The 22,620-nt window shown below is 71.5% G+C and carries 24 protein-coding genes; 4 read left to right on the plus strand and 20 right to left on the minus strand.

Going from position 1 to position 22,620, the window contains the following annotated elements:
• Positions 1 to 27 precede the first annotated feature (27 nt).
• Positions 28 to 1,218, plus strand: coding sequence for an MFS transporter (locus ACGFNP_RS45845; protein WP_393329287.1), 1,191 nt, complete (start codon positions 28 to 30; stop codon positions 1,216 to 1,218).
• 204 nt (positions 1,219 to 1,422) lie between these two features.
• Here ACGFNP_RS45845 and ACGFNP_RS45850 read toward each other — a convergent pair whose 3' ends face one another.
• From ACGFNP_RS45850 to ACGFNP_RS45900, 11 genes are all read right to left on the minus strand, one after another.
• Entirely contained in the window at positions 1,423 to 3,318 is a 1,896-nt protein-coding gene (locus ACGFNP_RS45850; protein ID WP_358324669.1) for a DEAD/DEAH box helicase, read from the minus strand.
• A 314-nt stretch (positions 3,319 to 3,632) separates the two neighbouring features.
• Positions 3,633 to 3,992 carry a metal-sulfur cluster assembly factor gene (locus ACGFNP_RS45855; RefSeq protein ID WP_214636283.1) on the minus strand — a complete coding sequence of 120 codons (360 nt, stop codon included), beginning with the start codon at positions 3,990 to 3,992 and terminating at the stop codon, positions 3,633 to 3,635.
• On the minus strand, positions 3,989 to 4,429 hold the full coding sequence (sufU, locus tag ACGFNP_RS45860) for a Fe-S cluster assembly sulfur transfer protein SufU (RefSeq protein ID WP_219528548.1): 441 nt from the start codon (positions 4,427 to 4,429) through the stop codon (positions 3,989 to 3,991). The genes ACGFNP_RS45855 and sufU overlap by 4 nt, the downstream gene beginning before the upstream one ends.
• Before the next feature lie 2 nt (positions 4,430 to 4,431).
• On the minus strand, positions 4,432 to 5,694 hold the full coding sequence (locus ACGFNP_RS45865) for a cysteine desulfurase (RefSeq protein WP_358324673.1): 1,263 nt from the start codon (positions 5,692 to 5,694) through the stop codon (positions 4,432 to 4,434).
• A complete protein-coding gene (gene sufC / locus ACGFNP_RS45870; RefSeq protein WP_358324676.1) occupies positions 5,691 to 6,437 on the minus strand; it encodes a Fe-S cluster assembly ATPase SufC in 747 nt (248 codons plus the stop codon). The genes ACGFNP_RS45865 and sufC overlap by 4 nt, the downstream gene beginning before the upstream one ends.
• 5 nt (positions 6,438 to 6,442) lie before the next feature.
• Positions 6,443 to 6,760, minus strand: a complete 318-nt coding sequence (locus ACGFNP_RS45875) for a non-heme iron oxygenase ferredoxin subunit (RefSeq protein ID WP_214636280.1) — start codon at positions 6,758 to 6,760, stop codon at positions 6,443 to 6,445.
• A complete protein-coding gene (gene sufD / locus ACGFNP_RS45880) occupies positions 6,757 to 7,881 on the minus strand; it encodes a Fe-S cluster assembly protein SufD (RefSeq protein WP_358324678.1) in 1,125 nt (374 codons plus the stop codon). Before sufD ends, ACGFNP_RS45875 begins: the two co-directional genes overlap by 4 nt.
• Positions 7,881 to 9,293 carry a Fe-S cluster assembly protein SufB gene (sufB, locus tag ACGFNP_RS45885; protein ID WP_393329291.1) on the minus strand — a complete coding sequence of 471 codons (1,413 nt, stop codon included), beginning with the start codon at positions 9,291 to 9,293 and terminating at the stop codon, positions 7,881 to 7,883. Before sufB ends, sufD begins: the two co-directional genes overlap by 1 nt.
• Complete coding sequence (locus ACGFNP_RS45890) at positions 9,290 to 10,003, minus strand: metalloregulator ArsR/SmtB family transcription factor (RefSeq protein WP_358324683.1); 714 nt, start codon at positions 10,001 to 10,003, stop codon at positions 9,290 to 9,292. The genes sufB and ACGFNP_RS45890 overlap by 4 nt, the downstream gene beginning before the upstream one ends.
• 91 nt (positions 10,004 to 10,094) lie before the next feature.
• Positions 10,095 to 11,318 (minus strand): multidrug effflux MFS transporter, encoded by a 1,224-nt coding sequence (locus tag ACGFNP_RS45895; protein WP_358324686.1) that lies wholly within the window; start codon positions 11,316 to 11,318, stop codon positions 10,095 to 10,097.
• A gap of 92 nt (positions 11,319 to 11,410) precedes the next feature.
• On the minus strand, positions 11,411 to 12,187 hold the full coding sequence (locus ACGFNP_RS45900; RefSeq protein ID WP_358324689.1) for a VOC family protein: 777 nt from the start codon (positions 12,185 to 12,187) through the stop codon (positions 11,411 to 11,413).
• Positions 12,188 to 12,357: 170 nt separating this feature from the next.
• Between ACGFNP_RS45900 and ACGFNP_RS45905 the strand changes: the two genes are divergently transcribed.
• Together ACGFNP_RS45905 and ACGFNP_RS45910 are read left to right on the plus strand one after the other, a co-directional pair.
• The gene (locus ACGFNP_RS45905) at positions 12,358 to 13,266 is read left to right on the plus strand and encodes an ABC transporter ATP-binding protein (protein WP_358324691.1); all 909 of its coding nucleotides are present in this window, start codon (positions 12,358 to 12,360) and stop codon (positions 13,264 to 13,266) included.
• Positions 13,263 to 14,030 (plus strand): ABC transporter permease, encoded by a 768-nt coding sequence (locus ACGFNP_RS45910; protein WP_358324694.1) that lies wholly within the window; start codon positions 13,263 to 13,265, stop codon positions 14,028 to 14,030. The genes ACGFNP_RS45905 and ACGFNP_RS45910 overlap by 4 nt, the downstream gene beginning before the upstream one ends.
• A gap of 42 nt (positions 14,031 to 14,072) precedes the next feature.
• Here ACGFNP_RS45910 and ACGFNP_RS45915 read toward each other — a convergent pair whose 3' ends face one another.
• Entirely contained in the window at positions 14,073 to 14,261 is a 189-nt protein-coding gene (locus tag ACGFNP_RS45915) for a hypothetical protein (RefSeq protein WP_393329294.1), read from the minus strand.
• Between the two features lie 103 nt (positions 14,262 to 14,364).
• Between ACGFNP_RS45915 and ACGFNP_RS45920 the strand changes: the two genes are divergently transcribed.
• Positions 14,365 to 15,276 carry an EamA family transporter gene (locus tag ACGFNP_RS45920; RefSeq protein WP_358324700.1) on the plus strand — a complete coding sequence of 304 codons (912 nt, stop codon included), beginning with the start codon at positions 14,365 to 14,367 and terminating at the stop codon, positions 15,274 to 15,276.
• 14 nt (positions 15,277 to 15,290) lie between these two features.
• Here ACGFNP_RS45920 and ACGFNP_RS45925 read toward each other — a convergent pair whose 3' ends face one another.
• From ACGFNP_RS45925 to ACGFNP_RS45960, 8 genes are read right to left on the minus strand one after another with little or no spacing between them, the layout of a single operon-like run.
• Positions 15,291 to 15,962, minus strand: coding sequence for a GntR family transcriptional regulator (locus tag ACGFNP_RS45925; protein ID WP_393329295.1), 672 nt, complete (start codon positions 15,960 to 15,962; stop codon positions 15,291 to 15,293).
• Between the two features lie 47 nt (positions 15,963 to 16,009).
• The gene (locus ACGFNP_RS45930) at positions 16,010 to 16,948 is read right to left on the minus strand and encodes an ornithine cyclodeaminase family protein (protein WP_393329297.1); all 939 of its coding nucleotides are present in this window, start codon (positions 16,946 to 16,948) and stop codon (positions 16,010 to 16,012) included.
• Positions 16,945 to 17,901, minus strand: coding sequence for a proline racemase family protein (locus ACGFNP_RS45935; RefSeq protein ID WP_393329299.1), 957 nt, complete (start codon positions 17,899 to 17,901; stop codon positions 16,945 to 16,947). Before ACGFNP_RS45935 ends, ACGFNP_RS45930 begins: the two co-directional genes overlap by 4 nt.
• Positions 17,898 to 18,908, minus strand: coding sequence for a proline racemase family protein (locus ACGFNP_RS45940; protein WP_358324712.1), 1,011 nt, complete (start codon positions 18,906 to 18,908; stop codon positions 17,898 to 17,900). Before ACGFNP_RS45940 ends, ACGFNP_RS45935 begins: the two co-directional genes overlap by 4 nt.
• Complete coding sequence (locus ACGFNP_RS45945) at positions 18,905 to 19,798, minus strand: dihydrodipicolinate synthase family protein (protein ID WP_358324715.1); 894 nt, start codon at positions 19,796 to 19,798, stop codon at positions 18,905 to 18,907. The genes ACGFNP_RS45940 and ACGFNP_RS45945 overlap by 4 nt, the downstream gene beginning before the upstream one ends.
• 17 nt (positions 19,799 to 19,815) lie before the next feature.
• On the minus strand, positions 19,816 to 21,219 hold the full coding sequence (locus tag ACGFNP_RS45950) for an NAD(P)/FAD-dependent oxidoreductase (RefSeq protein ID WP_393329302.1): 1,404 nt from the start codon (positions 21,217 to 21,219) through the stop codon (positions 19,816 to 19,818).
• Complete coding sequence (locus ACGFNP_RS45955; RefSeq protein WP_214636266.1) at positions 21,216 to 21,458, minus strand: (2Fe-2S)-binding protein; 243 nt, start codon at positions 21,456 to 21,458, stop codon at positions 21,216 to 21,218. The genes ACGFNP_RS45950 and ACGFNP_RS45955 overlap by 4 nt, the downstream gene beginning before the upstream one ends.
• Positions 21,455 to 22,612, minus strand: coding sequence for an NAD(P)/FAD-dependent oxidoreductase (locus ACGFNP_RS45960; protein ID WP_393329303.1), 1,158 nt, complete (start codon positions 22,610 to 22,612; stop codon positions 21,455 to 21,457). The genes ACGFNP_RS45955 and ACGFNP_RS45960 overlap by 4 nt, the downstream gene beginning before the upstream one ends.
• Positions 22,613 to 22,620 lie beyond the last annotated feature (8 nt).

A 22,620-nucleotide genomic window follows, 5' to 3' on the forward strand; every position in this document is an offset into this window, starting at 1 on the left:
CGACCGGCATCACCTGGGGGGGACTCGATGAACCAGCCTGCGGCCGCCCGAGCCCGGTACCGTGACGCACTGGCCGTGCCCGAGTTCCGGGCGATCTTCCTGTCGCACGTCATCTGCATGCTGGGCACGATCGTGACCCAGTTCGCCCTGACCGTGCTGGTCTATCGCCAGACCCGCTCGCCCTTCCTGGCCGCGCTGGTGTTCACCGTCGCGTTCGTCCCCTATCTGTTCGGTGGCGTGCTGCTGTCGGCGCTGGCCGACCGGATGGCCATCCGGCGCCTGCTGGTGGGCTGCAACCTGACGACGGCCGCGCTGGCCGCGGCGATGGCGTCGACCGGCTCGCCCGTCGGCGTCGTGCTGGTGCTGGCGTTCGGGATGGGACTGGTGGCCCCGGTCTTCGCGGGCGCGCGGGCGGCGCTGCTGCCGCGCATCCTCGACGGCGACGCCTACATCGCGGGGCGCAGCCTGTTCCGGCTGGTGGCGCAGGGTGCGCAGGTGGGTGGGTTCGCTCTCGGCGGGCTGCTGCTCATCGCGCTGACACCACGCGCCGCGCTCCTTCTGAACACGGGCGCCTTCCTGACCTCGGCGGCGCTGCTGGCCGCGGGGGTCAAGTCCCGTCCCGCCGTCACCTCGGCCACGTCGCTCTCGCTCGTCCGTGACTCGCTGGCGGGGCTGGGGAAGGTCTTCCGGCTGGTACCGCTGCGCCGCGTGCTCGTGTTCGGCTGGGCCGTCCCCGCCATCGGGGTGACGCCCGAGGCGCTGGCGGCGCCGTACGCCCAGCTGGCCGGATTCGGGACCGTGGGGCTGGGGCTGCTCATGTCGGCGCTGCCGGTCGGCACGGTGCTGGGTGAGGTGCTGTGCCTGTGGATCCCTTCGCCCGCCCGCCGCCTGCGGCTCATCGTGCCGCTGGCGCTGCTGATGTTCCTGCCGCAGCTCGCCTTCGGCCTGCGTCCCGGGCTGCCGCTCGCGGTGGGGCTGCTGGTGCTGTCGGGCATGGGGCTGGCCCACCACCTGGGGCTGGACCAGCTCCTCATGGACGCGGCCCCGGAGCCGGTGGTGGGCAGGGCGCTGAGCATCCAGACGGCGGGACTGATGTTCTGGCAGGGCATCGGCTTCGCCGTGGCGGGCTCGGCCGCCCAGTGGGTCGCGCCGCCGATGGTCATCACGGCCGGTGCGGTAGTGGGGCTCGCCGTGGTGGCGCTGCTCAGGCCCCGCTGACCGCCACCCTCCTCCCGCTCTCCCGGGCACGCGGGATACCGCTCACCGGGCTCGCGTCGGCTTCCAGCCTGAAGGCCCTGGGAGCACGGCAGCTGTCCCCCTGAGCACAGCGAAAACGGCGCTGCCCGCCGTACCCCCGCAAAAGGGGTACGGCGGGCAGCGCCGTGTGCTGGTCAGCGGTGGGTCACCGGTGACCCGCCGGTGTCAGCGGTCGAAGCGGCGGGCGGTGCCGCTGCGGAAACCGCCGTTGCCACGGTCGTCGGAGCGGTAGCCGCCCCGCGAAGCGCCACGGTCGTCGGAACGCACGGGGCGGTCGTCGGAACGCACGGGCCGGTCGCGGTCGGCCGTGAACGGCCGGCCACGGTCGCCGCTGGGGGCGCGGGTGCCACGGTCGTCGGAGCGGAAGCCGCCGCCCTGACCACGGTCGTCGGAACGGTATCCGCCCTGACGATCGTTCGAACGGTAGCCGCCGCCCTGACGGTCGTCGGAGCGGGGGCCGCTCTGACGGTCGTCGGAACGGTAGCCGCCGCCACGCGGGGCGTCCGCGCGGGGGGCGCGGTCGTCCGAGCGGAAGCCGCCGCCACGCGGGCCACGGTCACCGCCGCGGTAGCCGCCGGCCTGGCCACGGTCGTCGCCGGTCGTGCGGGGCTCCGGCGAGCCGCCCTCGGCGTGCCGGCGCGGGTAGCGGTCGTCACCGTCGTGGCGACGGGGACGCCGGTCGTCGCCCGCGACGAAGGGACGCTGACCGTCCTCGTGGCGGCGCGGACGGCGCTCGCCGTCGAACTCGCGGCGCGGACGGCGGCCGCGACGGTCGGAGCCGCTGTGGCCGCCTTCGCGGCGGGGGCGCAGCGGCTTGCGGACGTCGGGCTCCCAGACGGGGACGGGCTCGCCGCTCGGGACGCGGGCGCCGGTCACCTCGGACAGGCGCGGGTTGCCCGGCTCGGCCTTGAGGCGGAACGGGTGGATCCCGGCCCTGCGGGTGAGCTGGTCGGTCGAGCGGCGCTCGCTCGGCAGCACCAGCGTGACGACGGTGCCCTTCTCACCCGCGCGGGCCGTGCGGCCACCGCGGTGCAGGTAGCTCTTGTGGTCCTGCGGCGGGTCGACGTGCAGCACGAGGCTGATGTTGTCGACGTGGATGCCGCGCGCCGCCACGTCGGTGCAGACCAGCACGTTGACGGAGCCCTCGCGGAACTCGGCCAGGATGCGGGTGCGCTGGTTCTGGCGCTTGCCGCCGTGCAGGCCGCCCGACTTGATGCCGACGCGGGCCAGCTGCTTGCACAGCCGGTCGACGCCGTGCTGGGTGCGGACGAAGATGATCGTACGGCCCTCGCGGTTGGCGATCTCCGCGGTGACGTCGAACTTGTCGTCGCGGGTCACCTGGATCACGTGGTGCTCCATGAGCTCGACCGGGGAGGTCGCCGGCGCCACGGAGTGCGTGATCGGGTCCTTGAGGAAGCGCCGCACCAGCTTGTCGACGTCGCCGTCGAGCGTGGCGGAGAACAGCAGCCGCTGCCCGTCGGCCGGGGTCTGCGCGAGCAGCTCGGTGACGACGGGGAAGAAGCCGAGGTCGCACATGTGGTCGGCCTCGTCGAGGACGCTGACCTCGATGTCGCCCAGCGAGCACTCGCCCTGCCGGATGAGGTCGCCCAGGCGGCCGGGGGTGGCGATGACGACGTCGACGCCGCGGCGCAGCGCCTCGATCTGCTTGCCCATCGACATGCCGCCGACGATGACCTTCATGCGCAGGCCGAGGCCCCGGCCGAGCGGCTCAAGGGCGTCGTGCACCTGGAGCGCGAGCTCACGGGTGGGCACGAGGATCATCGCGCGGGGGCGGCCCGGGGTGGGCCGGACGCCGGAGATGCGGGCCATGAGGGGCAGGCCGAAAGCGAGGGTCTTGCCGGAGCCGGTCTGGCCGCGGCCGAGCACGTTGGCGCCGGTGAGGACGTCGGGGATCGTCGCGCTCTGGATGGGGAACGGGCTGGCTATGCCCTGCTTGGCCAGTCCGGTGATGAGCGGCTTCGGCAGGCCGAGCAGCTCGAATTCGGACGGACCCGGCTCGGGGGTGTTCTCGTTGAGCTCGGGCAGGACAGCGTCAAGCATGGTCACGAACTTCGTGCCTTTCAGTCAGAGTGGCGCGTCACTTCTGCGAAAAGGACGAGCCGGGACGTACGGCAGAGCCGTACTTCATTGCGAGGCGCGGATGGTCGGCATCCGCTGGGTGGGGACTGGCCCGGAGGACGGGCCGTCTACGCGCACCCATTTGCCGGCCGCAGGCGGCGTGAAACGCACTTTGGTGCGTTAGGTGCACGTGTTGCCAACACGGGGAAGACACCATGTATTCCCCGAGTATCTGAGTTATCAGACTTCGGCAGGCTGAAGTGGCTGACACCAAGATGTCAGCCCTACAGCAATGATCAGACGTTGAAGCCTAGCATACGAAGCTGCTCGCGCCCTTCGTCAGTGATCTTGTCCGGTCCCCACGGCGGGAGCCAGACCCAATTGATCTTAACATCGGAAACCATGCCCTCGAGCGCGGAATGCGCCTGATCCTCGATGACATCGGTCAGCGGGCAGGCCGCGCTGGTCAGCGTCATGTCGATGGTGGCCACCGGCCGGCCGCCCTCGGCGGGGTCGAGGTTGAGCCCGTAGATCAGGCCCAGGTCGACGACGTTGATGCCGAGCTCGGGGTCGACGACGTCCTTGAGCGCCTCCATGACCTCGTCGACGGTGGCCTCACCATCGAACCCGGTCGGCGTCTCCACCGGCTTGCTCATCGCGCAGCACTCCTCACAACAGCGTCCTTGTAGGCCATCCACGACAGCAGCGCGCACTTGACGCGCGCCGGGAACTTGGCCACGCCCGCGAACGCCACCGCGTCGCCGAGCACGTCCTCGTCGGCCTCCACCTTGCCCCGGCCCTGCATGAGGCGGGTGAACTCGTCGACCACGGACAGCGTGTCCTCGACCGTCGAGCCGGTGGTCAGCTCGTGCAACACCGAGGCGGCGGCCTGGCTGATCGAACAGCCCTGCCCGTCGTAGGAGACGTCCTCGATCTTGCCGGCGTCGCCCAACTTGACCCGGAGCGTGATCTCGTCGCCGCACGTGGGGTTCACGTGGTGAACCTCGGCGTCGTACGGGTCACGCAGCCCCCGCCCCTGCGGGTGCTTGTAGTGTTCCAGGATCAGTTCCTGGTACATCGACTCGCCGATCATGGCTATGCGAACACCTTCTGAACATGATGGAGGCCGCGGACCAGGGCGTCGATCTCGCCCGTGGTGTTGTACAGGTAGAACGACGCCCGAGTGGTCGCCGGTATTCCGAACCGCAGGTGGAGGGGCCGGGCGCAGTGGTGCCCGACGCGTACCGCGATGCCGAAGTCGTCGTCGAGCAGCTGGCCGACGTCGTGCGGGTGGATGCCGCCGAGCGTGAACGACAGGGTGGCGCCCCGCTGGTCGAGCGAGTCGGGCCCGATCAGGCGCAGCGTGGGCACCTCGCGCAGCGCGTCGAGCGCGTAGGCCGTCAGGCCGCGCTCGTGCGCCTCGATGGCCTCCATGCCGATGCCGGTCAGGTAGTCGACGGCCGCGCCGAGACCGATGGCCTCGACGATCGGCGGAGTGCCCGCCTCGAACTTGTGCGGCACCGGCGCGTACGTCGAGTGGTCCATCCAGACCGCCTCGATCATCTCGCCGCCGCCCAGGAACGGGGGCATGGCGTCGAGCAGCTCGGCCTTGCCCCAGAGCACCCCGATGCCCGAGGGACCGACCATCTTGTGGCCGGTGAAGGCGACGAAGTCGACACCCAGCTCGGCCATGTTCACGGCGTGGTGCGGGACCGACTGGGAGGCGTCGAGCAGCACCAGCGCGCCCACCTCGCGGGCCCGGCGCAGCACGTCGGCCACCGGGTTGATGGTGCCGAGCACGTTGGACTGATGCGCGATCGACACGATCTTCGTGCGCTCAGTGATCAGTCCTGAAATATCCGAAATATCGAGGCGGCCGTCGTCCGTGACACCGAACCACTTGAGCGTCGCGCCGGTGCGCTGCACCAGGAACTGCCACGGCACGATGTTGGAGTGGTGCTCCATCTCGGAGATGACGATCTCGTCGCCGGGGCCGAGGGTGAAGCGGGGGTCGGTGTTGGCCGGGTTGCCGAAGGAGTAGGCGACCAGGTTGAGCGCCTCGGAGGCGTTCTTGGTGAAGATCACCTCGTCGCGCGACGGGGCGCCGATGAACTCGGCCACCTTGTCACGCGCGCTCTCGTAGGCCTCGGTCGACTCCGCGCCGAGCACGTGCATGGCGCGCCCGACGTTGCTGTAGTGCATCGCCAGGTGCTCGCGCATGGTCTCGACGACCGCGGTGGGCTTCTGGGAGGAGTTGCCCGAGTCGAGATAGACGAGCGGACGCCCGCCGGGCAGCTCGCGGGAGAGAACCGGGAAGTCCTTCCTGATCCTCTCCACGTCCAAGCTGGTGGAAGTCATACAGATGCCTTCGTGTACTGCTCGTAGCCCTCGGCCTCGAGCTTGTCGGCCAGCTCCGGCCCGCCCTCCTCCACGATCTTGCCAGCGGCGAAGACGTGCACGAAGTCGGGCTTCACGTACCGCAGGATGCGGGTGTAGTGCGTGATCAGCAGGACGCCCGTGTCGCCCGAGGCGCGGAAGCGGTTGATGCCCTCGGACACCACGCGCAGCGCGTCGACGTCGAGCCCGGAGTCGGTCTCGTCGAGCACCGCGATCTTCGGCTTGAGCAGCTCCAGCTGGAGGATCTCGTGGCGCTTCTTCTCACCGCCGGAGAAGCCCTCGTTGAGGTTGCGCTGGGCGAACGCGCCGTCGATCTGCAACGCGTCCATGCCGCTCTTGAGGTCCTTGGCGAACTGGCGCAGCTTGGGCGCCTCGCCGCTGACCGAGGTGACCGCGGTGCGCAGGAAGTTGGAGACCGACACGCCGGGGACCTCGACCGGGTACTGCATGGCCAGGAACAGGCCGGCGCGGGCCCGCTCGTCGACCGTCAGCTCCAGCAGATTGACGCCGTCGAGCAGCACCTCGCCGCCGGTGATGGTGTATTTCGGGTGGCCGGCGATGGCGTAGGCGAGGGTGGACTTGCCGGAGCCGTTGGGCCCCATGATGGCGTGGGTCTTCCCCGACTGCACGGTGAGGTTGACGCCGCGCAGGATTTCCTTGTCCTCGACGGCGACCTTCAGGTCACGGATCTCAAGGGTGGACATGTGTTTTATGACTCCTTCGAGAGCGAGACGAGGACGTCGTCGCCGTCGATCTGGACTGTGTAGACGTTCACGGGTCTGGTGGCGGGCGGCCCGGTGGGTTTGCCGGAGCGGACGTCGAAGCACGAGCCGTGCAACCAGCATTCGAGTGTGCCGTCGTAGACCTCCCCCTCGCTGAGCTTCACCTCGGCGTGGGAGCAGACGTCGTGCAGGGCGAACACCTCGCCGCCCTTGCGGACCAGCGCGACCGGGGTCTCCCCCACCTCCACGCCGATCACTCCGCCGTCGGGGATGTCCTCGACCTTGCACACCTTCTCAAGACTCATCGCGCGAGCTCCGCCTCCACCGCGTTCAGGACGCGATCGCGGATCTCCGCCACCTGGATCTTCTCGATGAGCTGACCGAGGAAGCCCTTGATGACCAGGCGCCGGGCCTCGTCGAAGGGGATGCCGCGGGCCTGCAGGTAGAAGATGTGCTCGTCGTCGAGGCGCCCGGAGGCGCTGGCGTGGCCGGCGCCGGCCACCTCGCCGGTGAGGATCTCCAGGTTGGGCACCGAGTCGGCGCGGGCGCCGTCGGTGAGGATCAGGTTGCGGTTGAGTTCGTAGGTGTCGGTGCCCTCGGCCTCGACCCTGATGATCACATCGCCGATCCACACGGCGTGCGCGTCCTCGCCCTGCAGAGCGCCGCGGTAGTCGACGTTGCTCTTGCAGTGGGGCTGCGAGTGGTCGACCAGGAGGCGGTGCTCCAGGTGCTGGCCCGCGTCGGCGAAGTAGACGCCGGACAGGTCGGCGTCGCCGCCCGGGCCGATGTAGGACACGCTCGGCGACAGGCGCACCAGGTCGCCGCCCAGGGTCACCACGAAGCCCTTGAACGTGGCGTCCTTGGCGAGCTGGGCGTGGTGGTGGGAGACGTGCACGGCGTCGTCGTCCCAGTCCTGCAGGCTGACGACCTTGAGCGTGGCGCCGTCGCCGACGACGAACTCGATGTTGTCGGCGTAGACCGCGCTGCCCTGGTGCTCGATGACGACCACGGCCTCGGCCAGCGGCTCCAGCACGACCACGATGTGGCCGTAGCTGACCCCGTCGCTGCCGCCGCCGCGCAGCTCGATGCGGATCTCCTCGCCGGGCACCGTCTCCTTGGGCACGGTCACGACCAGCGCCTTCTCGAAGGCGTTGTAGGCCTGCGCGCTGACGCGGTCGGCCGGCACGTACGCCTTGCCGATGCGCGCGTCCTCGCGCCCGACCCACTCGGCGGCGACGCCCGCCGGGGTGTAGACCTGGGTGAGCACCCGCCCGGTGATCTCCGCCTTGCCGCTGTGCAGGCCCTTCAGGCGGGACAGCGGCGTGAAGCGCCACGCCTCTTCGCGCCCCGTCGGGACCTCGAAGTCGTCCAGGTCGTAGGACGCCTTCTCGTGCAGGGTCGACAAGGGCTTCTCGGTCAGGCCCATCAGCCGACGGCTCCTTCCATCTGCAGCTCGATGAGGCGGTTCAGCTCGAGGGCGTACTCCATGGGGAGCTCGCGCGCGATCGGCTCGACGAAGCCGCGCACGATCATCGCCATCGCCTCGTCCTCGCCCAGACCGCGGCTCATGAGGTAGAACAGCTGGTCCTCGCTCACCTTGGAGACCGTGGCCTCGTGACCCATCGAGACGTCGTCCTCGCGGACGTCGACGTAGGGGTAGGTGTCGGAGCGGCTGATCTGGTCGACCAGGAGCGCGTCGCACTTGACCGTGCTGGCGCTGCCGTGGGCGCCCTCCTCGATCTGGACGAGACCGCGGTAGGAGGTGCGGCCGCCGCCGCGCGCCACCGACTTGGAGATGACGGTGGAGCTCGTGTGCGGAGCCAGGTGCACCATCTTGGAGCCGGCGTCCTGGTGCTGGCCCTCGCCCGCGAAGGCGACGCTCAGCGTCTCACCCTTGGCGTGCTCGCCCATCAGGTAGACGGCCGGGTACTTCATGGTGACCTTGGAGCCGATGTTGCCGTCGATCCACTCCATGGTCGCGCCCTCGTAGGCGACGGCGCGCTTGGTGACCAGGTTGTAGACGTTGTTGGACCAGTTCTGGATGGTCGTGTAACGGCAGCGGGCGTTCTTCTTCACGATGATCTCGACGACCGCGGAGTGCAGCGAGTCGGAGGAGTAGATCGGCGCGGTGCAGCCCTCGACGTAGTGGACGTAGCTGCCCTCGTCGACGATGATCAGCGTCCGCTCGAACTGGCCCATGTTCTCGGTGTTGATCCGGAAGTAGGCCTGCAGCGGGATCTCGACCTCGACGTTCGGCGGCACGTAGATGAACGAGCCACCGGACCACACGGAGGTGTTGAGCGAGGCGAACTTGTTGTCGCCGACCGGGATGACCGAGCCGAAGTACTCCTTGAAGAGCTCCTCGTGCTCCCTCAGGCCCGTGTCGGTGTCGACGAAGATGACGCCCTTCTCCTCGAGGTCCTCACGGATCTTGTGATAGACGACCTCGGATTCGTACTGGGCGGCGACACCGGCGATGAGGCGCTGCTTCTCCGCCTCGGGGATGCCGAGCTTGTCATAGGTGTTCTTGATGTCGTCGGGCAGCTCGTCCCAGGAAGCGGCCTGCTTCTCGGTCGAGCGCACGAAGTACTTGATGTTGTCGAAGTCGATGCCCGTGAGGTCGGAACCCCAGGTGGGCAGGGGCTTCTTGCCGAACAGGCGGAGGCCCTTCAGGCGAAGGTCGAGCATCCACTCCGGCTCGTTCTTGAGCGCGGAGATGTTGCGGACGACCTCCTCGGACAGGCCGCGCTTGGCCACCGCCCCTGCGGCATCCGAGTCGGACCAGCCGAACTTGTAATTCCCGAGGCCTTCCAGCTCCGGGCGGTCGGTGACAGTCACCTTCCGGTCTCCTTGCTTTTGTCGCTATGGGTGGCCCTGCTCGTTGCAAGGCCCAGCGCGTGCGGGCTCACATGGGTGGTGCAGACCCCGTCGCCGTGCGCGATCGTGGCCAGGCGCTGCACCGGGGTGCCGAGCAGTTGCGCGAACGCCTCCGTCTCGGCCTCACACAGCTGCGGGAACTCCGCCGCCACGTGCGCCACCGGGCAGTGGTGCTGGCAGAGCTGGTCGCCGCCCGACTTGGCCTTGGTGGCCGAGGCGGCGTACCCCTCCGCCGACAGCGCCTGCGCCAGCACTTGTACGCGCTGGTCGGCCGGCACCGTCAGCATGACCGGCTCCAGTCGTCGCATCAGGCTGGACACCTGCGAGCGGGCGAAGTCGGTCACTGCTTTGTCGCCCACGCGCTCGGCCAGGAAACGCAATACGCTGTTGGCCAGGTCGTCATAGGCGTGCTCGAAAGCACTGCGCCCCGCGTCGGTGATGGCGAACAGCTTGGCCGGTCGCCCTCGTCCGCGCTGTCCGCGCGGACGCACCGTACGAGGCTCGATCATCCCGTCAGCCAGCAGCGCGTCAAGATGACGGCGGACGGCGGCGGGCGTGAGCCCGAGCCGCTCGCCCAGCGCGACCGCCGCGACAGGACCGTGCTCAAGGATCAGCCGAGCGACCCGGGCGCGGGTGCCGCGCTCGTTTCCTGGCTCGATTGACGTGGGCACGTTTTTCACAACATCAGTGTGCCGTAATTCCTTCCCGCTTCACAAATGGATCCTGAAAGACGAGGAATGGAATTTCTCACGCAGGGTAGGCTTACCTAACTCGGCCGATGACCAGGAAGGTCACCGCAGAGCAGGCGATGAGCGCCAGCATCACCGAGGCCATCGGCACTGCCGTGGCCGCCCCCACCAGCCCGACCAGCGGCGCGGCCAGGGCGCCCAGCGCGAACTGGAGCACACCGAGCAGGGCGGAGGCACTGCCCGCGATCTGCTGCGGCTGGCTGGCCAGGGCCAGCGCTCCGGTGCCCGGAAGCACCAGGCCCTGGCCGCACATGATAACGAACAGCGCGGCGACGATGCCCGCCAGGCCCAGCCCGAGGACGGCGGCGGCCAGCAGCAGCGCCGCGCCGGCCAGGGCCACGCACAGGCCGGCGACCACCAGGCGGGCCGGCGCCACCCGTCCCGAGAGCCGCCCGCCGACCTGGGCCATGAGGGTCAGGCCGAGCGCGTTGAGCCCGAAGATGAGCGAATACTGCTGCGGTGTGGCGTGGTACACCTCCTGCAGCACGAACGGCGAGCCGGAGATGTAGCCGAACATGGCGGCGAAGGCCAGCCCCGCGGTCAGCGCGCCGCCCATGAACGAGCGGTCGCGCAGCAGCCGCCAGAAGATGCGCACGGTGTGCTTGAGGCCGCCGCTCTCCCGCTGGTGGGCGGGCAGCGTCTCGCGGACCCCGCCGAGCATGGCCACGAGCAGCACGATCCCGGCGATGCTCAGCGCGACGAAGACGCCGCGCCAGGAGGTGAAGGCGAGCAGTTGCGCGCCCAGGATCGGGGCCAGGATCGGCGCGAGGCCGCTGACGAGCATGAGCGTGGCGAAGATGCGCGCGATGGCGGCGCCGTCGTAGAGGTCGCGGACGACGGCCCGGACGATGACCAGGGCCGCGCCGCCGAGGATGCCCTGCAGCAGGCGGAACAGGATGAGCACGGGCACCGAGGGGGCGAAGGCGCACAGCAGCGAGGCGAGCGCGTACCCGGCCACGCCCACGATCAGCGGCAACCGCCGGCCGCGCACATCGCTCACCGGTCCGGCGACCACCTGGCCGACGGAGACGCCGATGAGACAGGCGGTCAGCGTCAGCTGTACCTGCGCGGGGGTGCTGAGCAGTTCGCCGGTGATGGCGGGCAGCGCGGGCAGGTACATGTCGATCGAGAGCGGGCCGATGGCCGACAGCGCTCCCAGGACGAGCAGCAGGAGTCCGCGGCGCTTCTCCTTGACGACAGGTGACGTGATGACTGGCGTGGCTTCTGCCACGGACATGCGTGAACCCCTCTCCCTCGCAGGCGTGTGACCCACGAGGGCCGAGGGGTTCAACCAAGATCCGGTCTGCCAGATTCCCGATTATGGGATGTTTAGCTGATTTCGCGGAGTTGGATCACGGAGAGTGCCGCTCCCTGCGGGTCGGTGAGCATGGCGAACCGCCCCGGAGGCGCGTCCATGGCGCCGACGAGGATCGTGGCACCCGCCCGCTCGGCCGCGCTGACGGTGGCGTCGAGGTCGGCGACGGCGAAGTACGTCATCCAGTGGGACGGCGTCTCCGGCGGGTACTGCGGCGCCATCTCGATCATGCCGGCGATGCTCGCGTCCCCGGCGTGCCATTCGGTGTACTTGACGCCCTCCATCTCCTGGAGGTGGGGGGTCCAGCCGAAGACGGCCGAGTAGAAGCGCTCCGCGCCGGCGACGTCGCGGGTGACGAGCTCGTTCCAGCAGAACGAGGTCGGCTCGTTGACCAGTTCGGCGCCCTGGTGCCGGCCGGCCTCCCAGATCGAGACGAACGACCCGTCGGGCGACTGGAAGACGGCCATGGTGCCTTCCTCGAACACCTGCATGGGCTCCATGACGACGGTCCCGCCCGCGTTCCTGACCCGGTCGGCGGTGGCGGCGGCGTCTTCGGTGGTGATGTAGGTGTTCCAGGTCGCGGGCATGCCCTCGCCGAAGACGGGGCCCACTCCGGCGACCTTCTTGCCGTCGTAGGTGAACTGGCCGTAGCCCCCGGCCGCCGGGTCGTCGATCATCTCCGCCCGCCAGCCGAACACCTCGTCGTAGAAGCGGACGGACGCCTCGACGTCGGTGCTCGACAGATCCACCCAGCATGGGACGCCGGGCGCATAGCCACTGCGTTGTGACATGGCAACCTCCTGTGATGTGGACGTCACTCTCAGACTTTCACTCCTGGTGGGGACTTTCCGAGAAATGGCCGGGTCAACAGCTGTCCATATCCGGCCAGGATCCGGCCTCCCGGACGGACCGGGCAGGGTTGCCAGGCGGACCGTTACGGACAGTCCCTAAACTCGTGGCCATGGAATCCCCAGCCGTCGAGCTCATCGGCCTGGTCAAGCGTTACGGCGGCAGCACCGCCGTCGACGGCCTGTCGCTGCGCGCCGAGCGTGGCGCGGTCACCGCCGTGCTCGGGCCCAACGGCGCCGGCAAGACGTCCACGGTCGAGATCTGCGAGGGGTTCCGGACGGCCGACTCCGGCACGGTGCGGGTGCTGGGCCTGCCGCCCGACCGGCCCGAGCTGCGACCCCGGGTGGGCGTCATGCTCCAGGCGGGCGGCGTGCCGCCCGCGATGCGCTGCGGGGAGTTCCTCCGCCTGGTCTCGCGCTTCTACGCCCATCCCCTCGACGCTCCCGCGCTTCTGGTACGGCTCGGCCTGGCCGACCATGTCCGCACCCCCTACCGCCGCCTGTCGGGGGGCCAGCAGCAGCGGCTCTCCCTGGCCGCGGCGGTCATCGGCCGGCCGGAGCTGGTGTTCCTCGACGAGCCGACGGCCGGGCTCGACCCGCAGGCCAGGCATGCCTGCTGGGACCTGGTGGGCGAGCTGCGGGCCGCGGGGGTCTCGGTGGTGCTCACCACGCACCACATGGACGAGGCCGAACGCCTGGCCGACCAGGTGGTGATCATCGATCGGGGGCGGGTGGTGGCCGAGGGCAGCCCGGCGTCGCTGACCGGGGCCGAGCGCCAGCTGCGCTTCAGGGCCCGGCCGGGGCTCTCGCTGGACGAGCTGCTCAACGCGCTGCCCGGCGGCAGCGCGGCCAAGGAGTCGCCCGCGGGCCACTACATCATCGAGGGCCTGGTGGGCCCGGAGTTGCTGGCTACCGTGACGACCTGGTGCGCCGCCGAGGGCGTCATGGCCGCCGACCTGAGCATCGAGCGAAGAACGCTCGAAGACGTGTTCCTGGAGCTGACCGGCAGGGAGCTGCGATGACCACGCTCGACTTCACTCCCGCACCGGCGGCGGCGCCGTTCGCGCGCATGGTGCTGGCGCAGGCGGCGGCCGAGACGCGCCAGACGCTGCGCAACGGCGAGCAGCTGCTGCTGACGTTGATCATCCCGGTGCTGCTGCTCGTCGGGTTCTCCCTGGCCCCGCTGATCGACATCGGCGGCGGCCGGCGGATCGACTTCCTCGCGCCGGGCGTGCTCGCGCTGGCGATCATGTCGACGGCGTTCACCGGGCAGGCCATCGCGACGGGCTTCGAGCGCCGCTACGGCGTGCTGAAGCGGCTCGGCGCGACCCCGCTGTCCAGGGCCGGGCTGTTGCTGGCCAAGACGGCGGCCGTGCTCGCGGTGGAGGGCGTCCAGGTGGTGGTGCTCGTGGCGGTCGCGCTGGCGCTCGGCTGGCGGCCCCAGGGCTCGCCGGTGGCCGCGCTGCTGCTCGTGCTGCTGGGCACGGCGGCCTTCAGCGGGCTGGGGTTGCTCATGGCGGGCGTGCTGCGGGCCGAGGCGACGCTGGCCGGGGCCAATCTGGTCTACCTGGTGCTGCTCGGCGCGGGTGGGGTGATCTTCCCTTTGGACAAGTTCCCCGCCGGGGTGCGGCCGGTCCTGGAGCTGCTGCCGATCTCGGCGCTGACCCGCGGGCTGCGTTCCGTGCTCGCCGGGGGCGCGGCCCTGCCGCTGGGGGCGCTGGCGGTGCTGGCCGCCTGGGCGGTGCTGTCCCTGGGCCTGGCCTCGCGTACGTTCCGCTGGGAGTGAGCAGCCCCCTGAACGCGGCGGGGGTGTGAGCGCGGCGAGCGGTCAGGCTGACGTGCACCGCCGGCCGTACCCCGTTGTGCTCCAGGGCCGTGGCACCCGCCCCGGGCCGAGGTCGGCGGGCTGGGCGGGTGCCACGATCCTCGACACCACCAGCGCGCCCAGCACCGGCATCAGCGCGGAGGCCACCCCGGCCAGCGGGACGCCCAGGTCGGCGGCGATCAGGACGAGCATGGGGGGTTTCAATGATCCAGTGCGTATTAGTACCACCTCAGGGAGGGAATGTCGGCCTGGCTCGGTACCGTTCTACCCGCCAGCCGACCTACCGAGGAGTGCCGTGACCGCGTTCGCCCTGGATGATCCTTTCGACCGCGGATCGGGGCTCCCCAAACCCGGCAGCGTGCTGCGTGCCGCTGCCGACTCCATCCCGCCTTCCGGGCTGGTGCTGCTGGCGATCTTCTCGGTGCAGCTCGGGGCGGGCTTCGCCAAGGAGCTGTTCGCGGCGCTGCCGCCGAGCGCGGTGGTGTTCCTGCGCATCGGGGCGGGCGCGCTGATCATGGGCGCGGTGGCCAGGCCCAAGCTGAAGGGGATGTCGTGGCGTGATCTCGGGGTCGGGGTCGCCTTCGGCGTGACGCTGGCGGTCATGAACCTCGTGTTCTACGAGGCGATCGCGCGGCTGCCGCTGGGCATCGCGGTGGCGATCGAGTTCCTCGGGCCGCTGGGCGTGGCGGTCGCGGCGTCCAGGCGCCGGCTCGACCTGCTGTGGATCGGCCTGGCGGCGGCGGGTGTGGCGCTGCTGGCGCCGTGGGGCCAGTCGGCGTCGATCAGCTGGGTCGGCATCGGGCTCGCGATGGCGGCCGGCGCGTGCTGGGCCGCCTACATCCTGCTGTCCGCCTCGGTCGGGCGGCGCTTCCCCGGCACGACCGGGCTGTCGTTCGCGATGATCGTGTCGGCCCTCGTGATCGCGCCGGTGGGCATCACCTCGGGCGGCGGCGACCTGCTCCAGCCGCAGTTGCTGCTGATCGGGCTGGGAGTGGGACTGCTGTCGTCGGTGATCCCGTACTCGCTGGAGCTGAACGCGCTGCGCCGGATGCCGAAACACGTGTTCGGCATCCTGATGAGCCTGGAGCCCGCGATGGCCGCGCTGGTCGGCGTGGTGGTGCTGGGCGAGATGCTGCACGCGCAGCAGTGGGCGGCGATCATCTGCATCGTGGCCGCCAGCCTGGGGACCACGCGCGCCACGAAATAGCCCCCAGGGTGTGATCAGTGCTGGTCGGCCCAGATGCCGCGGACGTGCTGGATGTGCTCGGACATGATGCTGCGGGCCGCCGTGGTGTCGCCGGTCTTGAGCGCGTCGAGCAGCGCGACGTGCTCGCGGGCCGACTCCGACAGCGTGCCGCGCTCCCGCAACTGCGAGAGGCCGTAGAGCCGGGCCCGGTTGCGCAGGTCCTTGACCACCTCGACCAGGTGGGCGTTGCCCGACAGGGTCAGCAGCTCCACGTGGAAGCGCAGGTCGGCGTCCACGTAGCCGAGCAGGTCGCCCCGCTCGGCCGCGGCGACGATCTCCTCGGCGACCGGCCTGAGCCGTTCGAACTCCGCGGCGCGCGAGGCGTCGGCCAGGCGGGTCACGGTGGGCACCTCGATGAGCTGCCGGATCTCGGTCAGCTCGTCGAGATCGCGGTCGGACAGCTCGGTGACCCGGAAGCCCTTGTTGCGCACCGCCTCGACCAGCCCCTCCTTGGCCAGGTCGAGCATGGCCTCACGGACGGGCGTCGCGGAGACGCCGAACTGCGCGGCCAGCACCGGCGCGGAGTAGACCACCCCCGGGCGCATCTCGCCGGTGACCAGCGCGGCACGGAGCGCGTGCGCGACCTGCTCACGCAAGCTCTGCCGCTCGCCCACCATCGGCAGGTCGAGCCGGTTCTCGGCAGTCATCCGGCCATCCCCTCACTCTCAGTACACGCCCGCTGGGGAACGCCCCGCTAGGCCCACGCCTCGTACGCGGCGGCGGCGACCACCAGGTCCTCCCACGCCATCCCGGTGCTCTTGAACACGCGGGGACCGGCACCCGTGGGCACCCGGCCGGCGATCAGGTCGGCGAGGTTACCGGCGAGGTGACCGGTGGTGATCGTACCTTGGCGCACCGGGATGACCACATCCCCCGCCTCGGCCAGCGCCGCCGACCTGGCCTCGACCACGACGGTGGCGCGGGCGAGGAGGTCGCCGCCCAGCTCACGGGCGTCGGGCTCGTGCGACCCGACCGCGACGACCGTGGCGCCGTCGCGGACCAGCTCGCCGGGGAAGAGCGGCTCCCTGGCCGTGGTGCAGCAGGCGATCAGGTCCGCCTCGGCCACGGCACGCAGGTCGGGGTCCGGACCGTGCCCGGCCAGAGCGGGCAGGCCGTGCTCGCGGCAGCGGGCGGCGAGCTCCTCGGCGCGGGCGCGGTCGCGGCCGACGACCGTGACCCGCTCGACGGGCCGGACCGCGCTCAGCGCGAGGATGTGCCCCCACGCCTGCGGGCCGGTGCCGAACACCACCAGGGTGCGGGCGTCCGGCTCGGCCAGGTGCGTGACGGCCAGCGCGGAGACCGCCGGGGTGCGCAGCGAGGTGAGCGCGACGCCGTCCATGGCGGCCAGCGGGGCCAGGGTGTCGCCGTCGAGCAGCAGGTACGTGCCCTGGATGCGGGGCAGCCCGCGCGCGGCGTTACCGGGCGCGACGGTGACGGCCTTCACGCCCGCGTAGCGTCCCGCGGCGGCGGGCATCAGCAGGAGCTGCCCGGCGGGCAGCTCGACGACCGGCCGCAGCGGCGTCTCCTCCGGATCGAGCCCGGCTCGCAGGGCTTCCTCCAGGATCCGTACGGCCCGCGCCACGGGCACCAGCCGCTCGATGGTGGCGGCGTCGAGGTAGGGCAGCGGGCTCACCGGAGCACGAACCCGGTGCCGAGGGGGTCCGCGGGGTCGAGCTCGAAGGTGTGCCTGCCGGTGCGGTAGGCCATGCCCTCGATCTCGGCGACGACGCCCTGGTCCGTGACCTTCCCCACGGTGGCGACGAACGTGCCGCCCGCGATGCCGGTGTGGATCAGCGGCCCCTGGTGGCCCTCGTCGTACAGCAGGGCGAGCCGCGCGGCCGTGCCGGAGCCGCACGGCGACCGGTCCACCTCGCCGTCGGCGAACACCGTCACGTTGCGCTGGTGCGGCCCTTCCCCTTCGTAGAAGATCACTCCGTAGACGCCGGACAGCCGGTCGTCCGCCGGGTGCCGCGTGGCCGGGTGGTCCGCCAGGGCGGCCTTGATCCGGCGGGCGTGGCCGATGAGCTCGGGCAGGTTCGCGGCCTCGACGGACAGGCCGACGGCCGAGACCGGCAGGGCGGCGTAGATGGCGCCGCCGTAGGACAGGTCGACCTTGACGCCGGCGGCGGGGACGGCGCGGGCGATGACGTACGACGGGACGTTGACGAAGGTGACCGACTCGACGCGGTCCCGCGAGCCGCGGACGCGGGCCGTGACGCGGCCGGACGGCACGTCGATGACCACGTCCGTCTCGCCGCCGGGGTCCGCCTCGACCAGCCCCTCGCGGACAGCGTGCACGCCGAGGGCGATCGTGCCGTGGCCGCAGGCGGTGGAGTAGCCGTCCTTGTGCCAGAACAGCGCGCCGAAGTGGGCGCCGGGGTCGTCGGGCGGGACCAGGAAGCAGCCGTACATGTCGGCGTGGCCGCGCGGCTCGTGGCAGAGCAGCCGCCGCACCCGCTCGGCCGGTCCGCCGGGGGCGGCGGCACGGCGTTCGAGCACGGTGGCGCCCGGGAGGTCGGGGGCGCCGCCGATGACGATCCTGAACGGCTCGCCCGCGGTGTGGTAGTCGACCGTGGTGACGCTCATAGCTCGAACCCCTCGGGGAACGGGTCGCGCGGGTCGAGGAAGTACTGGGCGGTGCCGGTGACCCAGGCGCGGCCGGTGATGGCGGGCACGACCGCGGGCCGCCCGCCGACGGTGGTCTCCCCCAGCAGCCGGCCGACGAACCGGGTACCGATGAACGACTCGTTGACGAAGTCCCAGCCGTCCGGGCCCACCGGCAGTTCGCCGCGGGCGTGCAGCTGGGCCATGCGGGCGCTGGTGCCGGTACCGCAGGGCGAGCGGTCGAACCAGCCCGGGTAGATGGCCATCGCGTGCCGCGAGTGGTGCGCGTTGGAGCCCGGCGCGGCGAAGTAGACGTGGTGGCAGCCGCGGATGCGGTCGTCCTCGGGGTGCACGGGCTCGTCGGCGGCGTCGATGGCCGCCATCGTGGCCAGCCCGGCGGCGAGGATCTCGTTCTTGGCCTTGCGGTCGAAGGGCAGGCCGTAGTCGTCGAGGTCGACGATCGCGTAGAAGTTGCCGCCGTAGGCCAGGTCGTAGCGGATGTCGCCGAAGCCCGGCACGGTGACGACGGCGTCGAGTCTATCGCTGTAGGCGGGCACGTTGCGCAGCGTCACCGACATGGCCATGCCGTCCTCGACGGCCACGTCCACCTCGACGAGCCCGGCGGGCACCTCCAGGCGTACGGTGGTGACCGGCTCGACGACCTCCACCATGCCGGTCTCCACCAGCACGGTCGCCACGCCGATGGTGCCGTGGCCGCACATCGGCAGCAGCCCGGACACCTCGATGAACAGCACGCCCCAGTCGGCGTCGGGCCTGGTCGGCGGCTGCAGGATGGCGCCGCTCATGGCGGCGTGGCCGCGCGGCTCGTTCATCAGCAGCCGGCGGATGTGGTCGAGGTGGTCGCGGAAGTAGACGCGCCGCTCGGCCATGCTCGCGCCGGGGATCACGCCCACGCCGCCGGTGATCACGCGGGTCGGCATGCCCTCGGTGTGCGAGTCGACGGCGTGGAAGACCCGTTTCGTCCTCATCGCAGGCCCTCCGCGAGCGCCTTCTCCGTCGCACCGCGTACGGCCGCCGCCTGCTCCTCCGTCAGCGGCACGCGCGGCAGGCGGCAGGGCCCGCCATGACGACCCGCGAGGTCCATCGACAGCTTGATGGCCTGCACGAACTCCGTCTTGGAGTCCCAGCGCAGCAGTGGGTGGAGCGTGCGGTAGAGCGGCAGCGCGGTGTCGAGGTCACCGGCCAGCGCGGCCCGGTAGAGGGCGACGCTGGAGGCGGGCAGCGCGTTGGGGTAGCCCGCGACCCAGCCGACGGCGCCGGCCACCGCCAGCTCCAGCAGCACGTCGTCGGACCCGATCAGCACGTCCAGCCCGGGGGCCAGCTCGGCGAGCTCGTAGGGCCGGCGCGGATCACCGCTGAACTCCTTCACGGCCACGATCAGACCCTCACCGTGCAGGGCCGCGAGCAGCGCGGGCGTCAGGTCCACCTTGGTGTCGTACGGGTTGTTGTAGGCCACGATCGGCACCCCGGCCTTGGCCACCTCGCGGTAGTGCGCGATCACGGACCGCTCGTCGGCCCGGTAGGTGTTGGGCGGCAGCAGCAGCACCGAGCCGCAGCCGGCCGCGCCCGCCTGCTCGGCCCAGCGCCGCGACTCCGCCGCGCCGTACGCGGCGGCGCCCGCCATCACGTTCGCCCCGCCGACGGCCTCGACGGCCGTCTCCACGACCCGGGCCCGCTCCTCGGGAGTGAGCGTCTGGTACTCGCCCAGCGATCCGTTGGGGACCACGCCGTCGCAGCCGTTCTCGACCAGCCAGCGGCAGTGGTCGGCATAGCCGTCGAAGTCGACGGACAGATCCGGGTGCAGCGGGAGCGCCGTGGCCACCATGACACCGTGCCAGGACTTAGCGCGATTTGTCATTAAAGTTTCCTCCAAAATCAGTGGGTGTCGAGGTCGGCGAGGGCGCCGAGAGAGATGGGTTGCGCGATGGGGCGGCGAGGGGGCCGGGGCTGCTCCCCGGCCAGGCAGGCGACCGCGTAGCCGCAGACGCGGCCCTGGCACCAGCCCATGCCGGGCCTGGCCAGCAGCTTGACCGAGCGCGCGTCGGTGGCGCCGAGCGCCAGCGCCGCGCGTACGCGGGCGACCGGCACCTCCTCGCACCGGCACACCAGCGTGTCGTCGCGCAGCCAGCTCTGCCAGCCCGGCTTGACCGGATAGGCGTGGTGCAGCGCCTCCCCGAACGCGCGCATCCGCCGGCGCCGCCTGGCCAGCACGCCGGGGACCGGCGCTCCGGCCACGGCCAGGCCCGCGATGCGGCCCTCCAGCTCGGCCAGGTGCCTGCCCCCCACACCGGTCGGCTCGCCGGCCGCCCAGACGCCCTCCACCGTGGTGCGCTGGCGGCCGTCCACCGCGAGTACGGGCATGCCGTCCGCGTCCTGGCGGGTCTGGCAGCCCAGCTCGACGCCGAGCTCGATCTGGGGGACGAAGCCGTAGCCGACGGCCAGGGTGTCGCAGGCCAGCTCCCTGGTGGCGAGCACGTTCCAGTCGGCGTCGAGCCGCGCCACGGTGACGGCCTCCAGCTCGCGCTCGCCGTGCGCGGCGATCACCGCCTGGTGCGTCCGGTACGGCACGCGGTGCCTGGCCATGGCCAGGCCGTAGCCCGCGGCCTCCCCCGCCTTGCCCAGGGCCAGCACCGGATGCCGGGCCAGGGCCAGGCCGCCGTTGGCCTCGAACACGCCCAGCACCTCGGCCCCCGCCGCGGCCAGGCCCGTGGCCACGGGCAGCAGGAACGGCCCGGTGCCGCCGACGACCACCCGGCCGCCGGCGACGACGCCGTTGCCCTTGAGCAGCGCCTGGGCGCCGCCCGCCGTCAGGACGCCGGGCAGGTCCCAGCCGGGGAACGGCAGCGGCCGGTCATGCGCGCCGGTGGCGATCAGGAGGTCACGGCAGCGGATCTCCACCGGGCGCCCGTCCGGTGTCTGGCAGTGGACGGTCAGCCGGTCGCCGTCGCGCGTCACGGTCCACACCTGGTGTCCGAGCAGCACCTCGGCCCGCTCGCCCAGCGCGCGGGCCTGCCGCAGGAACCGGTCCAGACCCGGCGTGACGGCGCGCGCCGCGTCGGCCGGGTGACGGAAGTACTGACCGCCGAGACGGGCTCCGGAGTCGATGAGGACCACATTCAGGCCGCGCAACGCCGCCGCCAGAGCGCCCGCCACTCCGGCAGGCCCACCTCCGACCACGACGAGATCGCAGGCCGCACTCACGCGGTCGTCGCGGACGCGGTCGTCAGTCGCCCTCAGGCGGTCGTCGCTGTCGCTCAGGCGGTCGTCGGGCGCGCTCACGAGGTCGTCACCTCGTCTCCGGGCCGGGCCTCCAGCAGGCAGGCGCGTTCTGGTGGGCGGCCGTTCACCGTGATCAGGCAGTCGAAGCAGACGCCGATGCCGCAGAACAGCCCGCGCGGCCGCCCGCCGAAGCGGGTGGTGCGCCACGCGCGGACCCCGGCGGCGTGCAGGGCCGCGCCGATCGTCTGCCCCGGCTCGACCGGCACGGCCCGGCCGTCGATCGTGATCTGGAAGGTCACTCGGACTCCTCGCTCGCGTGAGAGGACTCGAAGCGGTCCGGGCGGAAGGGGTGCGGGTCGAGGTCCGGGCGGGCGCCGGTCAGCAGCTGGGACAACACGAGCCCGGTCGCGGGCGCGAGACCGATCCCCGCCCCTTCGTGCCCGCACGCGTGATACAACCCGGGCACGCGCGGATCCGCGCCGATCACCGGCAGATGGTCGGGACAGTACGGCCGGAAACCGCAGTACGACCTGATCACCCGCACGTCCCGGAGCACCGGGAACAGGGCGACGGCCTGGGCCGCCAGCCGGGACAGCACCCGCGGCGAGGTCGTCCGGTCGAACCCGACCCGCTCCCTGCTCGCCCCGATGAGCACGGTCCCCGCCGGGGTGCCCTCGACGACGGCCGAGGTCTCCAGATCGGCCGAGTCGCTGGCCACGTTGGTGACGTAGGCGGCGGTGTAGACCTTGTGCCGGATCAGCGGCTCGCGCAGCGGCTCGGTGACCAGGATGAAACCGCGCCTGGGCAGGACCGGCAGGTCCACGCCCGCGAGCCGGGCGATCTCGCCGCCCCAGGTGCCGGCCGCGTTGATCACCGCGCCGCCGAGGATGTCACCCCGGTCGGTGCGTACGCCCGTCACCCGGTCGCCGGACCGCGTGAATCCGGTCACGGTGACCCCGGTGCGCAGGTGCAGCGTCCCGTGGCCGAAGCTCTCCGCGCCGTGCCTGAGCAGGTGCGCGGCCGCCAGCATGGGCTGCACCTGGGCGTCCTGCGGGTAGTAGACGCCGCCCGCGAGCCCCTCGGCCAGGTGCGGCTCGTAGCCGCGCAGGTCGGCGGCGGGCACGACGGCGTACTCGACGCCCTGCTCCGCCGCCAGCTCGGCGAGCTGCTTCTGGACCTCGTCCGTCTCGGCGACGACGAGTCCGCCCTTGGGTTCGTACTCGAACCCGCCCAGCGCGGCCAGCTCTCCCCAGAGGCGGTTGGACAGCAGTGCCAGGTCCAGCTCCGGACCCGGCTCCTTGTCCGAGACCAGCACGTTGCCCTCGCCCGCGCCCGTCGTGCCGCCCGCCACCGGGCCGCGGTCCACCACGGTCACGTCGAGTCCGGCCCGGGCGGCGTAATAAGCGCACGCGGCGCCCACCACTCCGGCGCCGATGACGATCACATCGGACATTTCACCTC

It is taken from the genome of Nonomuraea sp. NPDC049269, assembly GCF_043197155.1.
Classification (GTDB): domain Bacteria; phylum Actinomycetota; class Actinomycetes; order Streptosporangiales; family Streptosporangiaceae; genus Nonomuraea.